This is a genomic window from Sulfitobacter sp. M85, from assembly GCF_029285915.1.
GTDB lineage: Bacteria > Pseudomonadota > Alphaproteobacteria > Rhodobacterales > Rhodobacteraceae > Sulfitobacter > Sulfitobacter faviae.
Genome location: NZ_JABECQ010000005.1, coordinates 226036 through 240624 on the forward strand (window position 1 = coordinate 226036; position 14589 = coordinate 240624).

Below are 14589 nucleotides of genomic sequence, written 5' to 3' on the forward strand. Positions count from 1 at the left end.
TATGTGAGGGGAAACCCCTCAGATAGGACCATCATGCTGCGCCCCGCCCTCTTCGCCCTTGCCTTTACCCTGACCGCCCTCACCGCCGCCCCCGCCAGCGCCGAACGCTGCCGGGCCGAAGTCAATGGCGCCGAAGTTGTGGTGGAGGCCGAGAATTTTGCCAATTTCGCCGAAGAGGTCGGCACCCGCGAGCGTCTGTTGAATTGGCCCGCGCGGAAGTGGAGCAAGCTTTGGGGCACGCCGCCCGCCTGCGACAGCGGGGTGCTGTTCGACTACCTCGCCACCACAGTGCCGCTGGATCAGATCGACGGCTACTGCCTGACCGCCACGCCCGAAGACGGGCATTTCCTGATCCCCGGCGCGCGGAACTACCGCGGCTATTGCAAGAAGACTTTCTGCGAGCGGGTGAACACCACCAAGGAAGAGACCGTCGAGATCAGCAAGAACATCGCACGCTCCGCCGTGGACAGGCTCAGCCAGCCGGACAACCTCCGCGCCGTGGCGCATAAATCGGGGGCGTTCATTTTGACGGGAGGGGCTTCTGCCCTCAGCGCCAATTTGGCGACGACAGGCAGCACGCTGGCCACCGCACTCTCGACCCCCGCCGCCCTTGCGGCCACGGGGGTAAGCGTGGTCGCGGTGGGCGGCGCGGTCTATATGTGCAGCGGTGACGCGGAGGTCAGCTCAGACGGCTGACCACCACGGTGACTTCGGGCTTCTTGCCGATTTCGTCATAGGACGACTGCCGCGCGACCTTTTTCAAACCGTCATTCAGCTTGTCGTCATCCCGCAGGGTGGCGGCTTTCTGACGGTTCAGCCATTGGCTGAGGTCTTGTTCCAGCACGTCCACGAGCGGCGCGTTGGAGCGGCCCGTTTCCGGCAGGCCCATCAGATCGACCCAAGGCTCGCCCAAAGGCTCGTCATCGGTATCGAGGATCAGCGTCACTGTGGCATGGCCGTTCAGCGCCATGCGGATACGGTCGCGGATCACACCATCCAGCGCGCCGACCTGAACCGAACCGTCCAGATACATGCGACCTGTATCGACATGTTCGACCACCTTGGGCTGGTTGCCCGACAGGTCCACCATCATCCCGTTCACCGCCAGAACGCCGGTGATGCCCTTGGCATCGGCGATCTTGACGTGTTCGCGCAGGTGGCGGTGCTCCCCGTGCATAGGGATCAGAACCTGCGGTTTTACGATGGCATGGAGGGTTTCCAGATCGGGGCGGTTGGCATGGCCCGAAACGTGGTAGAGGCCCGAAGAGTCATCGACCACATCGACGCCCTTTTCCGAGAACTGGTTGATGATGCCGATCACGCCACGCTCATTGCCCGGAATGGTTTTCGACGAAAAGAGGAAGAGATCGCCCTCTTTCAACTCAATCCCCTGATACTTGCCCCGGGCCAGTTGCGCCGAGGCCGCGCGGCGCTCCCCTTGGCTGCCGGTGACCAGCAACATCAGGTTCTCGCGCGGGATGGCGCGGGCGTTCTCGGGCGAGATGACGGGCGGGAAGTCTTTCATCACACCGGTCTGGATCGAGGCTTCGACCATGCGGTTCATCGCACGGCCCAAGAGCACGATAGACCGCCCTGCCCGCGCGCCGGCTTCGGCCAGTGTTTTGACCCGCGCCACGTTGGAGGCAAAGGTCGTGGCAACGACCATGCCCTCGGCGCTGCTGACGAGCTTTTCGATCTCGGGGCCAACGGTGGCCTCCGAACGACCGGGATGCGCGGAGAAGACATTGGTGCTGTCGCAGATCAGCGCATTGACGCCATCCTTGCAGACCTCGGCCCAGAGGGCATCGTCAAAGGCTTCGCCAACACCCGGCGTCCGGTCGATCTTGAAGTCGCCAGAGTGGATCGTGCGCCCTTCGGGCGTGTCGATCACCATGGCCGAGGATTCAGGGATCGAGTGCGAGATCGGCAAGAAGCCCACCTTAAACGGGCCTGCGGTGATCTGCTCGGGCCATGCGCTGACCGTGGTGACCGCATCCTCGGGATGGCCGTGTTCAGACATCTTCCGGCGGGCGATATTGGCGGTAAAGGCGCGCGCATAGATCGGCGCCTTCAGCACCTCATAGGAATGCGCGATGGCACCGATGTGGTCTTCGTGGGCATGGGTGATAAAGATCGCCTCGATCTGATCGCGACGTTCTTTCAGCCAAGTGATGTCAGGCAGGATCAGGTCCACGCCCGGCGTGCTGTCCATATCCGGAAAGGCCACACCGATGTCGACGACGATCAGCCGTTCTTTACCGGGTTTGCCGTAACCGTAGACATAGGCGTTCATGCCAATTTCACCCGCCCCACCGAGGGGCAGATAGATAAATCGTTCGCTGCTCATATTATTCAGCTTTGTCCTTATTATAATCGTGGATCACGGTCAGACCGTGCATCGTGAGTTCATCTTGATAATCATCGAACAGGTCGACTGCCTGCTGAAACAGCGGTGCCAGACCCCCCGTGGCAATAACGCGCATGGGTCTTGCACGTTCCGCCCTTATCCGCTCACATATCTCACGAACCAGCCCGACATAACCCCAAAAGACACCGGACTGCATGCAGGCCACCGTATTGGTGCCAATGACGGAGGGCGGTTTCGAGATATCGACATGCGGCAGGGCGGCGGCGGCATTGTGCAGCGCCTCTAGGCTGAGGTTCACCCCCGGCGCGATCACACCCCCGATATAGGCCCCATCATCGGCCACCACGTCAAAGGTCGTGGCCGTGCCGAAATCCACCACGATCAGGTCGCCGCCATAGAGGTCATAGCCTGCCACGGTGTTGACCAACCGGTCCGGGCCGACCTGCGTCCCCTCGTCCACACGCACGTCGATGGGCAGTGCGCAGCCCGGTTTCCCGACAACGAAGGGCCGCGTGTTAAAGTAGCGATCCGCCAGAACGCGCAGGTTGAACACCACCCGCGGCACTGTCGAGCTGATGATCATATCGGTGATGTCTGCGTCGATATTCTGGAGCCGCATCAAGGTGTTGAGCCAAACGTAGTACTGGTCGGCAGTGCGCTTCCATTCGGTCGATGTGCGCCATGTGGCGATAAACGTGTCCCCGTCCCAGATAGAGAAAACGGTGTTGGTATTGCCGCAGTCGATTGCCAGAAGCATGGTGCCTCCCCTCCCCCCGATTTTAGAAAAACACGTCCGCCGCGGTGATGGGCACCGCGCCGTCGCGGGTGCGCAGGATGAGATTGCCTGCGCCGTCTACATCTTCGAAAACGCCGGTCATCTCGTCGCGCATGGTGCGCGCGGTGATGACCTCTCCGAGCCGCGCGGCATGGGCGAGCCACGCCGTGCGGATCGTGCTGAACCCATAGGTCGTGAACTGCTCTTCCAGACCGGCGTATTCCCGCGCAAGCACGTCGAGGAACTCTTCTGCGCTCACATTGCCCCCCGCTTCGCGTAGGGTCACCGCAGGTAAGGCGCGCGCTTCAAGGCTGCCTGCCGCCGGCCCGTGGGCAAGGTTCACGCCGATGCCAATGGCCAAATGCTCGCCCACGCTCTCCAGCAGGATGCCAGCGACCTTGCCCCCGCGCAGGAGAACGTCATTCGGCCACTTGAGTGCAAAAGCGTCCTCCCGCCCCGTCACAGCCACGAATGCACGGTAAAGCGCGAGCGAGGCCACGAAAGAGCGCAGCGCGGCGACGCCCGGCGGCTCTTTGCGCGGCATCATCAGGGTGGCCGCAAAATTGCCGCGGGGGGTGGCCCAGCTCCGGCCCCGACGCCCGCGCGCCGCCGTCTGCTCTAACGCCAAAATCCAAGTCGGCGCGGTCAGCTCTTGCTGTAACCGCGCCGCCTCTGAGAGGGTGGAATCGAGCGTGTCATAGACGCGCCGGCCATAGCCTTCCGGCCAAGGGGTCATGCGCGCCTCTGGCCGATCTCGTGCCGCACCGCTCAGTTCACCAGCGATGCCGCTGCCGATGCCGCCAAGCCTTCGACGCCGAACATATTGGCAATACCGACGATCATGATGACGGCAGAGGCCATCAACACCACGGTCAGCACGCCGCCGTTCTGGTGATCGAGCGTGTCCGAACGCTCTTCGCCAAAGTACATGTAAAAAACAATGCGCAGGTAGTAATAGGCACCGATCACACTGGCGATCACGCCTGCGATGGCCAGCCATGTCATATTGGCGTCATAGGCCGCGCGCAGCACATAGAACTTGCCGAAGAAGCCCAGCATCGGCGGCACGCCCGCAAGGCTGAACAGCAGCACCAGCATCGCCAGCGCCCGGCCCGGGTTGGTCTTGGCATACATGTTGAGCAGGGTGATATCCGTCACCGGCGCGCCGTCTTTCTGCATCAGCAGGATAAAGGCGAAGGTGCCGAGGTTCATGGTCACATAGATCGCCATATAGACCAGCATCGCCTGCACGCCAAAAGCGGTGCCCGCAGCCAGACCCATCAGCGCATAGCCAATATGCGCGATGGAGGAGAAGGCCATCAGACGTTTGATATTGGTCTGACCGATCGCGGCTACCGAGCCAAAGAACATCGACAATACCGAGAGCAGCGCGACGATCTGGGTCCAATCGCTGACGATCTGGCCAAAGGCGTCATGCATCACCCGCGCGAAGAGACCCATCGCCGCGACCTTGGGCGCCGTGGCAAAGAAGGCCGCGATCGGCGTGGGCGCGCCCTCATAGACGTCCGGTGTCCACATGTGGAAGGGCACGGCGGAGACTTTGAATGCCAGACCGGAGATCAGGAAGACCAGACCAAAGAGCAGGCCAAGCGATGTGCCGCCCGTCTGCGCCGTGGTGATGATGCCCGCGAACAGCGTGGTCCCGGCGTAGCCATAGACCAGCGATGCGCCATAGAGCAGCAAGCCCGAGCTGAGTGCGCCGAGCACGAAATACTTCAAACCCGCTTCAGTGGACTTAACCGAGTCGCGGCGCAGGGAGGCCACGACGTAAAGCGCCAGCGATTGCAGCTCGAGGCCCATGTAGAGCGCCATCAGGTCGCCTGCGGAGACCATCATCATCATGCCGACGACAGCCAAGGCCACAAGCATCGGATACTCGAACCGCAGCAAGCCGCGCAGTTTCATGTAGTTTTCCGACATCACCAAGACGGCAGCGGCCGAAAGCAGGATCGTCACCTTGGCGAAACGCGCGAAAGTGTCGTCGATGAACATGCCGTGGAAGGCGATATTGGTAGTGCCGTCGCCAGACATGGCCACCCAACCGGCCAGCAGCACCATCACCACCGCGGTCACCCAGACGAGCACCCCGGCGGCCTTGTCTTTCGACGTATAGACCGCGCCGAGAAGGCCAAGCAGGGCAAACCCCGCAAGGACGATCTCAGGCAGAATGATGTTCAGATCAGCGGATATCATGCGCCAAGTCCTTCTTAATGCGAGGCATCGGCGGTCTGCACGGCGGTATCAGCCGCCTCCAGCGCCATGTCGTAATTTTCAATCAGGGCCGCCACGGAGGGCCCGATCATGTCCAGCACCAGCGCCGGGTAGACGCCGAGGATCAGGGTCATCGCCACCAGAGGGGCAATGATCCATTTCTCACGCGCAGTCATATCGGTGATCGCCTTGAGGCTTTCCTTGATCAGGTCACCCATCACCACGCGGCGATAGAGCCACAGCGCATAGGCCGCGGAGAAGATCACCCCTGTGGTCGCCACAGCCGCCACCCAAGTGTTCACTTGGAAGGTCGCCATCAGCGTCAGGAATTCCCCCACGAAGCCCGATGTCCCCGGCAGGCCCACGTTGGCCATGGTGAAGAACATGAAGACCAGCGCATAGGCGGGCATCCGGTTCACCAGACCGCCATAGGCGTCGATCTCACGGGTATGCATCCGGTCATAGATCACGCCGACACTGAGGAAGAGCGCGCCAGAGATGAAACCGTGGCTGATCATCTGGAAGATCGCCCCATCGACACCCTGCTGGTTGGCCGCAAAGATGCCCATGGTCACAAAACCCATATGCGCGACCGAGGAATAGGCGATCAGCTTTTTCATGTCCTGCTGCACCAACGCCACCAGCGAGGTATAGACGATGGCGATGGCCGACATCCACAGGATCAGCGGCGTCATCACCTCGGCACCCACTGGGAACATCGGCAAAGAGAAGCGCAGGAAGCCGTAGCCGCCCATCTTGAGCAGGATTGCCGCCAGCACCACGGAGCCTGCCGTCGGCGCCTGAACGTGGGCATCGGGCAGCCAAGTGTGCACCGGCCACATCGGCATTTTCACCGCGAAGCTGGCGAAGAAGGCGATGAACATCAGCGTCTGCATGCCGCCGACGATCTGGATGCCCAGAACCTCAAAGCTTTCGGAGCCGAAGTTATGCGTGAGCAGGCTGATTTCGCAGCCACCGATGCAGGTTGTGCCCGCTTCGGTGAACATCGCCACCATGGCCACCAGCATCAGCACCGAGCCGAGGAAGGTGTAGAGGAAGAACTTGAAGCTCGCGTAAATACGCTCTTTCCCGCCCCAGATGCCGATGATCAGAAACATCGGGATGAGCCCCGCTTCGAAGAAGAGGTAGAAGAGCACCAGATCCAGCGCCATGAAGACGCCCAGCATCAGGGTCTCCAACAGGAGGAAGGCGATCATGTATTCCTTAACGCGATGCTCGACGTTCCAGCTTGCCGCAATGACGAGCGGCATCATGAAGGTCGTGAGCATCACGAAAAGGATCGAGATGCCGTCGACGCCGAGGCGGTATTTCAGGCCCAAGAGCCAGTCGGCCTCATCCACGAATTGGAAATCGGTATTCGACGGGTCGAACTCGAACAGCACGAAAAGCGAGATTAGGAAGGTGACCGTCGTGGTGATGAAGGCCAACCATTTCGCATTGCGCCCGGCGGCGGCATCGTCGCCCCGCAAGAAGACCGCAAGGATCAAGGCGGCGAATGCCGGAATGAAAGTGATGATTGAAAGCAGATGCGTGTCCATCAGTTCGCTCCTCCGCTCATCGTCATCCATGTCACCAGAACGGCGATGCCGATCACCATGGCGAAGGCATAGGTGAAGATATAGCCCGTCTGAGCCTTACCCGCGAGGCGGGTGAAGAAGGGGATGATCCCCATGGCGACGCCATTGAGCGTGCCGTCGATCACAGTGCCATCGCCGCGTTTCCACAGGAACCGGCCGATCGTTTTGGCAGGACGCACGAAAATCACGTCGTAAACCTCATCAAAGTACCATTTGTTTTTCAGGAACAGGTAAAGCGGGCGTTGGTTTGCCGCCAGCCGTCCCGGGACGGTCGGGCTCCAGATATAGAACCACAGGGCCATGACCAGACCGGCCAGCATCGCGATGAAGGGCGAGACCTTGACCCATTTCGGCGCGGCATGGGCATCTTCCAGCACATGGTTGTCAGGTGCGAAGTAAAGCGCCCCCTCGCCCGGCGCACCGCCGAAGGCTTCGTGATGGGTGCCTGCGTCTTGGGGGCCTTCAACCAGCGCATCCGCGCCATGGTCGCCATCGACCGGACCAGTTGCGCCGTGGTCATCCTCGGCCCCTTCGACATGATCGTCGCCGTGGCCTGCCATCTCGGCCATCGGGATGCCGTAGAACTTGCCGACTTGATCCGCGTGACCAAAGAAGCTGCCGTACCAGATCATCCCGGCAAAGACCGAGCCGAGCGCCAGAACGCCAAGCGGGATCAGCATGACCATCGGGCTTTCATGCGCATGCTCATGCGTGTGCTTGTTGCCGCGCGGCTTGCCAAAGAAGGTCAGGAAAATCAGGCGCCAGCTGTAGAAGCTCGTCATCGCCGCGGCGATTACAAGAAGCCAGAAGCCATACATCGACCCACCGCCCCAAGCGCTCTCGATAATCGCGTCCTTCGACAGGAAGCCCGCGAAACCAATATGCGTGAGCGGAATGCCGACGCCGGTGATGGCCAGCGTGCCGATCATCATCGCCCAGAAGGTATAGGGGATCTTTTTGCGCAGACCGCCGTAGTTGGTCATATCCTGCTCATGGTGCATCGCATGGATGACCGATCCCGCGCCCAAGAAGAGCATCGCCTTGAAGAAAGCGTGCGTGAACAGGTGGAACATCGCCGCCGAATACATGCCGACGCCCGCAGCCACGAACATATAGCCAAGCTGCGACATGGTGGAGTAAGCAATGACGCGTTTGATGTCGGTCTGCACCAGACCGATGGTCGCCGCGACAAAGGCGGTGGTGGCACCGATCACGGTGACGAAACCCATCGCCTCGGGCGCGAATTCCATCACAGGCGACATGCGGCAGACAAGGAAAACACCCGCGGTCACCATGGTCGCGGCGTGGATCAGCGCCGACACAGGCGTCGGGCCCTCCATCGCGTCAGGCAGCCATGTGTGCAGGAAAAGCTGCGCCGATTTACCCATCGCGCCGAGGAACAGCAGGAAGGCGATCAGGTTCGCCGCGTTCCAGTCGTTCCATAGGAAGGTAACGGACTGTTCGGCCAGATCGGGTGCGGCGGCAAAGATATCGTCAAAGCGGATCGAGTCCGTCAGCATGTAAAGGCCAAAGATGCCGAGCAGGAAGGCAAAGTCCCCCACCCGGTTGACCACAAAGGCTTTCATCGCTGCGGCATTGGCCGACGGCTTGCGGAAGTAGAAACCGATCAGCAGGTAGGAGGCCACGCCCACGCCTTCCCAGCCAAAGAACATTTGCACAAGGTTGTCGGCTGTCACCAGCATCAACATCGCGAAGGTGAAGAAAGACAGATAGGCGAAGAACCGAGGGCGATAGCTTTCGTTATCGCGGAAGTTCTCGTCATGGGCCATGTAGCCGAAGGAATAGAGATGGACGAGGCTCGACACCGTGGTGATAACGATCAGCATGATCGCGGTCAGACGGTCGAGCCGGATCGCCCAATCTGTGCTCAGCGTGCCGCTCTCGATAAAGCGCAGGATCTGGATTTGCTCGGCTGGGCCGTCCAGCGTCAGGAAGACCACCCAAGACAGGAAGGCGGCAAGGAACAGCAGCCCGGTGGCGACCCACTGGGCTGCCTTCTCACCGATGATCTTCCAGCCGAAACCGCAGAGGATGGCACCCACCAGCGGGGCGAATAGGATCGTGGTTTCCATTGCCTCAGCCCTTCATCACGTTGACATCTTCCACCGCGATCGAGCCACGGTTGCGGAAGAAACAGACCAAAATGGCGAGGCCGATGGCGGCCTCGGCGGCGGCGACGGTGAGCACGAAAAGCGTGAAGACCTGCCCCGTCAGATCACCAAGGAAGCTGGAAAAGGCGACGAGGTTGATGTTCACCGCGAGCAGCATCAATTCGATGCTCATCAGCAGAATGATCACGTTCTTGCGGTTCAGGAATAGCCCGAAGATGCCGATGACAAACAGCGTCGCCGCCACTGTCAGGTAATGCTCAAGTCCGATCATGTCGTCCCTTACGTTCCCGCCCCTTGATGGGCTTTGGTCGCGCCCCGTTCGATGGGGCTTTTAGTATCACTTTGTCCCGGCTGCCACCGGGATTGCCAAGGGTTTAGCCGATAAAGCTGTAGCCGCCGAAAAACACGACGATCAACACCACGACCAGTACCACGATTGTTGTCCTCGACATTTCGACGTCCCTTCTCTCTCTTGGTTCAGCCGTTCTCTTTCAAAATGAACGGCCCCGGAATTTTCAAAAAATTCCGTCTGTTACAGGCCCTGCCCCGACTTCACGTCGCGCAACTCCATCGCCTTGGCCGGGTCGCGCATCATCTGGGCCACCACGTCTTGGCGCTTTACATCCTTGCGGTGACGCAATGTCAGCACAATCGCCCCGATCATCGCCACCAGCAGGATCAAACCCGCCAGTTGGAACAGCAGGAAGTAACGGTCATACAGCAGCAGGCCGAGGGCTTCGGTGTTGAACCGCGCGGGATCAATAGCATTGGCCCGCAGGCTCTCCGCCGCCGCGCTCTGCTCCCATGCGCCGAAGGCCATGACGAATTGCATCAAAATCACCAGCCCGATCAGCAGCGCCAGCGGCATGTAGCGCGCCATCTCGGCCTTGAGTTCGGCAAAGTCCACGTCGAGCATCATGACGACGAAGAGGAAGAGCACCGCCACCGCGCCCACATAGACGATGACCAGCAGCATCGCCACGAACTCCGCGCCGAGCAGAACAAAGAGCCCCGCCGCCGAGAGGAAGGACAGGATCAGCCAGAGCACCGAATGCACCGGGTTGCGACTGATCACCGTGAACAGCCCGCCGGTGATGACGCTGATCGCGAAGAGGTAAAATGAAAAGACCGTCATGCGCCGTCTTCCTTCTTGGTATCTTGTTCTTCGTCTAGGACCGATTGCGCCAGTTCCAGGGCCCGGGTCATCGCGGGAAGCCCGGCAAAGACCGACATCTGGCTGATCGTCTCGACGATATGTTGTTTCGTGGCCCCCGCCTCGCGCGCGTGGCGCACGGTTTGGCGAAGGGCCATGTCATTCTGCGCGCCCTGCATGGTCAGCCCGGCAAGGGTGAGCAGCAGCCGCGTCCGCGCGTCCAGCCCGCCCTTGTTGACCGTGTCGCCGAACCAGAAATCCATCATTTCCTTCGGCATGGTGCCCATCATCGCCTCGAACCCTTTGGGCGAAAAAGCATCCATCGCTGGAAAGGCTTTCGCCATCTCCTGCGCTTGCTTCATCATCGCATCAAAAGGGTTCTTGGGGTCGCTCATCTGTAGGGCGCGTCCATTTCGAGGTTGCGGGCAATTTCGGCTTCCCAGCGTTCGCCGTTGTCCAAAAGCTTGGCCTTGTCGTAGTAGAGCTCTTCGCGGGTCTCGGTCGAGAACTCGAAGTTCGGGCCTTCGACAATGGCATCCACCGGGCAGGCTTCTTGGCAGAAACCGCAGTAGATGCATTTGGTCATGTCGATGTCATAGCGCGTGGTGCGGCGGCTGCCGTCTTCGCGGGCTTCTGCGTCGATGGTGATCGCCTGCGCGGGGCAGATCGCTTCGCAAAGCTTACAGGCAATGCAGCGTTCCTCCCCATTGGGATAACGGCGCAGCGCATGCTCCCCGCGGAAGCGCGGCGACAGCGGCCCCTTCTCATGCGGGTAGTTCAGCGTGGTTTTCGGCGCAAAGAAATAGCGCATCCCCAGCATGAAAGCCTTGGCGTAATCTGCCAGCAGGAAATATTTCGCGGCGCGGGTGTAATCAGTCGCAGCCATATCAGCCCCCTACGGTCCAGCGGGCGTAGATGCCCCAGAACCAATCGAATTTTGCAGCGAATGCCACGAAGACCACCCAGAAGAGCGAGAAGGGAAGGAAAACTTTCCACCCCAGCCGCATCAGCTGGTCATAGCGGTAGCGCGGCGTGATAGCCTTCACCATGGCGAACATGAAGAAGACCATCAGCATCTTGATGAACATCCAGAAGAAGCCATCGGGCAGGAACGGCACCGGCGACAGCCAGCCACCGAAGAACATCAGCGACACCAGCGCGCACATCAGCACCACGGCCACCAACTCGCCGATCATGAACAGCAGGAACGGGGTCGAGGAGTACTCCACCTGGTAACCCGCGACGAGTTCCGATTCTGCTTCCGGCAGGTCGAAGGGCGGGCGGTTGGTCTCCGCCAGCGCCGAGATGAAGAACAGGATCAACATCGGGAAATGCGGCAGGAAGTACCAGTTGAACAGGCCCCAGTCGCCGTCCTGCGCCGCCACGATGGACGAGAAGTTCATCGAACCGGTCGAGAGGATCACGCCGATGATGATCAGACCGATCGACACTTCGTAAGAGATCATCTGCGCGGCGGAGCGCAGAGAACCCAAGAAGGGATATTTCGAGTTCGACGCCCAACCGCCCATGATCACGCCGTAAACCTCAAGCGAGGAGACGGCGAAGACATAGAGGATCGCCACGTTGATGTCCGACAGGATCCAGCCGTCGTTAAACGGGATCACCGCCCAGGCGATCATCGCCATGACAAAGGAAATCATCGGCGCAAGGAAGAAAACCCCCTTGTTTGCGCCCGCCGGAACCACCACTTCCTTAACGATATATTTGAGGAAGTCGGCAAAACTCTGCAGCAGGCCGAAGACGCCCACAACGTTGGGGCCGCGGCGCATCATCACGGCGGCCCAGATTTTGCGGTCGGCATACATGAGGAAGGCCAGCGCCAGCAGCAACGGCACCACCAGCAGCAACACCTGCCCAACCGTCAGCAGGGCAATGCCAAGCCCGGTCGTGTAAAAGAAATCAGCCATAAGTCCTCACACCGTCGGAATGCCGCGTTCCGCGCATTGAAACGCGGTCACTTCGGCATCAATTGTCTTCAAGCCTTTGGGCAGGCTCGGCGAGATTGTGTAAACAGCATCTGCCCGCCATATGCCACCCTCTTCGCTCACATTTGTCCGCACATGACGCGCAAAACCGTAGCCCCGGATCAGCGTGTATTGCGCGGCGGCGCATTCGGCGTAGTCCGACACGTCCTGCGCCGAAAGCGCCTTGGTCATCGCCACGTTGAATTGCACCAAATCCCCGTCCAAAAGCTGGGTTTCGACCCCCTTGTAATCGGGGATAAAATCCTCGGCCACCGGCACCTGCGGTTCGCAGGCGGCCAGTAGCATCAAGGGGGCCAGCGCCATTGTTCTCACTCCGCCGCCATCGGCTCGGCCCGGCGCGCGGCGGCCAGTGCCGACAGTTCCGCCATCAACTGGCTGGCCCGTGCGATCGGGTTGGAGAGATAGAAGTCACGCACCGCAGGCGCGAAAGACGCATCGCCCAGCTTGCCCGCAGGCAGCGCGTTCCATTCGTTTTCCGGCACCTCATCGACATTCGCCAGATGCGGCACGGCCTCGGTCAGTTTGCGGCGCAGCTCAGCGATGGAATCATAGCCCAGTTGCGCGCCCATCTCAGCCGAAAGCGCCCGGAGAATCGCCCAGTTCTCTTTCGCCTCCCCCGGTGCAAAGCCTGCGCGCAGCGCCAGCTGCGGACGGCCCTCGGTGTTGACGAAAAGCCCCGGCTCCTCGGTATAGGCGGCGCCCGGCAAGATGATGTCGGCACGGTGTGCGCCGCGGTCGCCATGGCTGCCTTGGTAGATCACGAAGGGGCCTTCGCCGATCTCGATCTCATCGGCACCGAGGTTGTAGATCACCTCTGCCGCGTTCACGTCGTCCATACCGTTTTCGGCCACGGCACCGATGTCCATGGCACCGACGCGCGAGGCGGCGGTGTGCAGGACCATCAGCTTGCTCTTGGTCTTCTCGGCCAGTTCCATCGCTTTCGCCAGAACCGCCGAACCATCGGCTTCGCGCAGGGCGCCCTGACCCACGACGATCACCGAAGGCTGCTCCAGCACTTCGTCGAAGTCGCTGCCCATCAGTTTGTCGAGCGTGGCGCGGTCGTTGCCCAGATGGTGATGCGGATAGGTCAGATCAGCCGCTTCGCCGATCAGGCCGATCTCGGCGCCATTGGCCCATGCCTTACGGATACGCGCATTCAGCACCGGCGCCTCGACGGCGGGGTTCGTTCCAATGAGCTGGATCATCTTGGCATTGTCCAGATCCTCAATCCGCGCGTTGCCGACATAGCCGAAACGGTTGCCCGCGGGCAGTTTCGCGCCATCGGTGCGGCATTCGACAACACCGCCCTGCCCTTCGATCAGCTGTTTCAGGGCAAAGGCCGCCTCAACCGGGGCCAGATCGCCGATCAAACCGGCCAGCTTCTTGCCCTTCATCGCGGCGGCGGCGGCATTCAGCGCCTCGGGCCAGCTGGCTTTGCGCAGCTTGCCGTTCTCGCGGATGTAAGGTGTATCGAGACGCTGGCGGCGCAGACCGTCCCAAACGAAGCGCGTCTTGTCCGAAATCCACTCCTCGTTCACGCCATCATGGTTGCGCGGCAGGAAGCGCATGACTTCGCGGCCCTTGGTGTCCACGCGGATGTTGGAGCCGAGCGCATCCATCACGTCGATGCTCTCGGTCTTGCTGAGTTCCCACGGACGCGCGGTGAAGGCATAGGGTTTGGACACCAGCGCACCCACCGGGCAGAGGTCGATGATATTGCCGGACAGGTTGCTGTCGATGAGCGCGCCGAGATAGGTCGTGATCTCCGCATCCTCGCCGCGACCGGTTTGGCCCATGACGTGCTGGCCCGCGACCTCGGTCGTGAAGCGCACGCAGCGGGTGCAGGAGATGCAGCGCGTCATATGTGTTTCCACCAGCGGGCCGAGATCGAGATCCTCGGTCGCGCGCTTGGGCTCGCGGTAACGCGAGAAGTCGACGCCGTAGGCCATCGCTTGATCCTGCAGGTCACACTCACCGCCCTGATCGCAGATCGGGCAATCCAGCGGGTGGTTGATGAGCAGGAACTCCATCACGCCTTCGCGGGCCTTCTTGACCATGGGCGAGTTGGTTTTCACGACCGGCGGCTGGCCCTCGGGACCGGGGCGCAGGTCGCGCACCTGCATGGCGCAGGAGGCGGCGGGCTTGGGCGGCCCGCCGACGACTTCCACAAGACACATGCGGCAGTTGCCAGCGATCGACAGACGCTCGTGGTAACAGAAGCGCGGCACTTCGATGCCGACCTGCTCGCAGGCCTGAATGAGCGTCATCGCCCCTTCGACTTCGACTTCCTTGCCGTCGATGATGATCTTGCGGATATCGCTCATA

At 61.0% G+C, this 14589-nt stretch carries 14 protein-coding genes; 1 reads left to right on the forward strand and 13 read right to left on the reverse strand.

Annotated elements, in window-relative coordinates; all coding sequences use genetic code 11:
* Positions 1-33: 33 nt before the first annotated feature.
* On the forward strand, positions 34-696 hold the full coding sequence (locus tag HKX24_RS11870; protein WP_271693455.1) for a hypothetical protein: 663 nt from the start codon (positions 34-36) through the stop codon (positions 694-696).
* On the opposite strand, the gene HKX24_RS11875 is transcribed toward HKX24_RS11870, so the two are convergent.
* The 13 genes from HKX24_RS11875 to nuoG form a co-directional block, all read right to left on the reverse strand.
* Entirely contained in the window at positions 680-2347 is a 1668-nt protein-coding gene (locus HKX24_RS11875; RefSeq protein ID WP_271693454.1) for a ribonuclease J, read from the reverse strand. The genes HKX24_RS11870 and HKX24_RS11875 overlap by 17 nt on opposite strands.
* 1 nt (position 2348) lies before the next feature.
* Complete coding sequence (locus HKX24_RS11880; protein ID WP_271693453.1) at positions 2349-3125, reverse strand: type III pantothenate kinase; 777 nt, start codon at positions 3123-3125, stop codon at positions 2349-2351.
* A 22-nt stretch (positions 3126-3147) separates the two neighbouring features.
* Entirely contained in the window at positions 3148-3879 is a 732-nt protein-coding gene (locus HKX24_RS11885) for a biotin--[acetyl-CoA-carboxylase] ligase (protein WP_271693452.1), read from the reverse strand.
* A gap of 32 nt (positions 3880-3911) precedes the next feature.
* Positions 3912-5357: an NADH-quinone oxidoreductase subunit NuoN gene (gene nuoN / locus HKX24_RS11890; RefSeq protein ID WP_067268151.1), complete on the reverse strand. Its 1446-nt coding sequence runs from the start codon at positions 5355-5357 to the stop codon at positions 3912-3914.
* Between the two features lie 14 nt (positions 5358-5371).
* The gene (locus tag HKX24_RS11895; RefSeq protein ID WP_271693451.1) at positions 5372-6934 is read right to left on the reverse strand and encodes an NADH-quinone oxidoreductase subunit M; all 1563 of its coding nucleotides are present in this window, start codon (positions 6932-6934) and stop codon (positions 5372-5374) included.
* Positions 6934-9066, reverse strand: a complete 2133-nt coding sequence (nuoL, locus tag HKX24_RS11900) for an NADH-quinone oxidoreductase subunit L (RefSeq protein ID WP_276154025.1) — start codon at positions 9064-9066, stop codon at positions 6934-6936. The genes HKX24_RS11895 and nuoL overlap by 1 nt, the downstream gene beginning before the upstream one ends.
* Positions 9067-9070: 4 nt before the next feature.
* The gene (gene nuoK, locus HKX24_RS11905; RefSeq protein WP_007119508.1) at positions 9071-9376 is read right to left on the reverse strand and encodes an NADH-quinone oxidoreductase subunit NuoK; all 306 of its coding nucleotides are present in this window, start codon (positions 9374-9376) and stop codon (positions 9071-9073) included.
* Positions 9377-9637: 261 nt separating this feature from the next.
* The gene (locus tag HKX24_RS11910; protein WP_067268146.1) at positions 9638-10240 is read right to left on the reverse strand and encodes an NADH-quinone oxidoreductase subunit J; all 603 of its coding nucleotides are present in this window, start codon (positions 10238-10240) and stop codon (positions 9638-9640) included.
* Positions 10237-10653 (reverse strand): carboxymuconolactone decarboxylase family protein, encoded by a 417-nt coding sequence (locus HKX24_RS11915; protein ID WP_271693449.1) that lies wholly within the window; start codon positions 10651-10653, stop codon positions 10237-10239. Before HKX24_RS11915 ends, HKX24_RS11910 begins: the two co-directional genes overlap by 4 nt.
* Positions 10650-11144 (reverse strand): NADH-quinone oxidoreductase subunit NuoI, encoded by a 495-nt coding sequence (nuoI, locus tag HKX24_RS11920; protein ID WP_067263454.1) that lies wholly within the window; start codon positions 11142-11144, stop codon positions 10650-10652. The genes HKX24_RS11915 and nuoI overlap by 4 nt, the downstream gene beginning before the upstream one ends.
* 1 nt (position 11145) lies before the next feature.
* Positions 11146-12186, reverse strand: coding sequence for an NADH-quinone oxidoreductase subunit NuoH (gene nuoH / locus HKX24_RS11925; RefSeq protein ID WP_276154026.1), 1041 nt, complete (start codon positions 12184-12186; stop codon positions 11146-11148).
* 6 nt (positions 12187-12192) lie between these two features.
* Positions 12193-12567: a hypothetical protein gene (locus HKX24_RS11930; protein ID WP_067263450.1), complete on the reverse strand. Its 375-nt coding sequence runs from the start codon at positions 12565-12567 to the stop codon at positions 12193-12195.
* A 5-nt stretch (positions 12568-12572) separates the two neighbouring features.
* The gene (nuoG, locus tag HKX24_RS11935) at positions 12573-14588 is read right to left on the reverse strand and encodes an NADH-quinone oxidoreductase subunit NuoG (protein ID WP_271693447.1); all 2016 of its coding nucleotides are present in this window, start codon (positions 14586-14588) and stop codon (positions 12573-12575) included.
* Position 14589 lies beyond the last annotated feature (1 nt).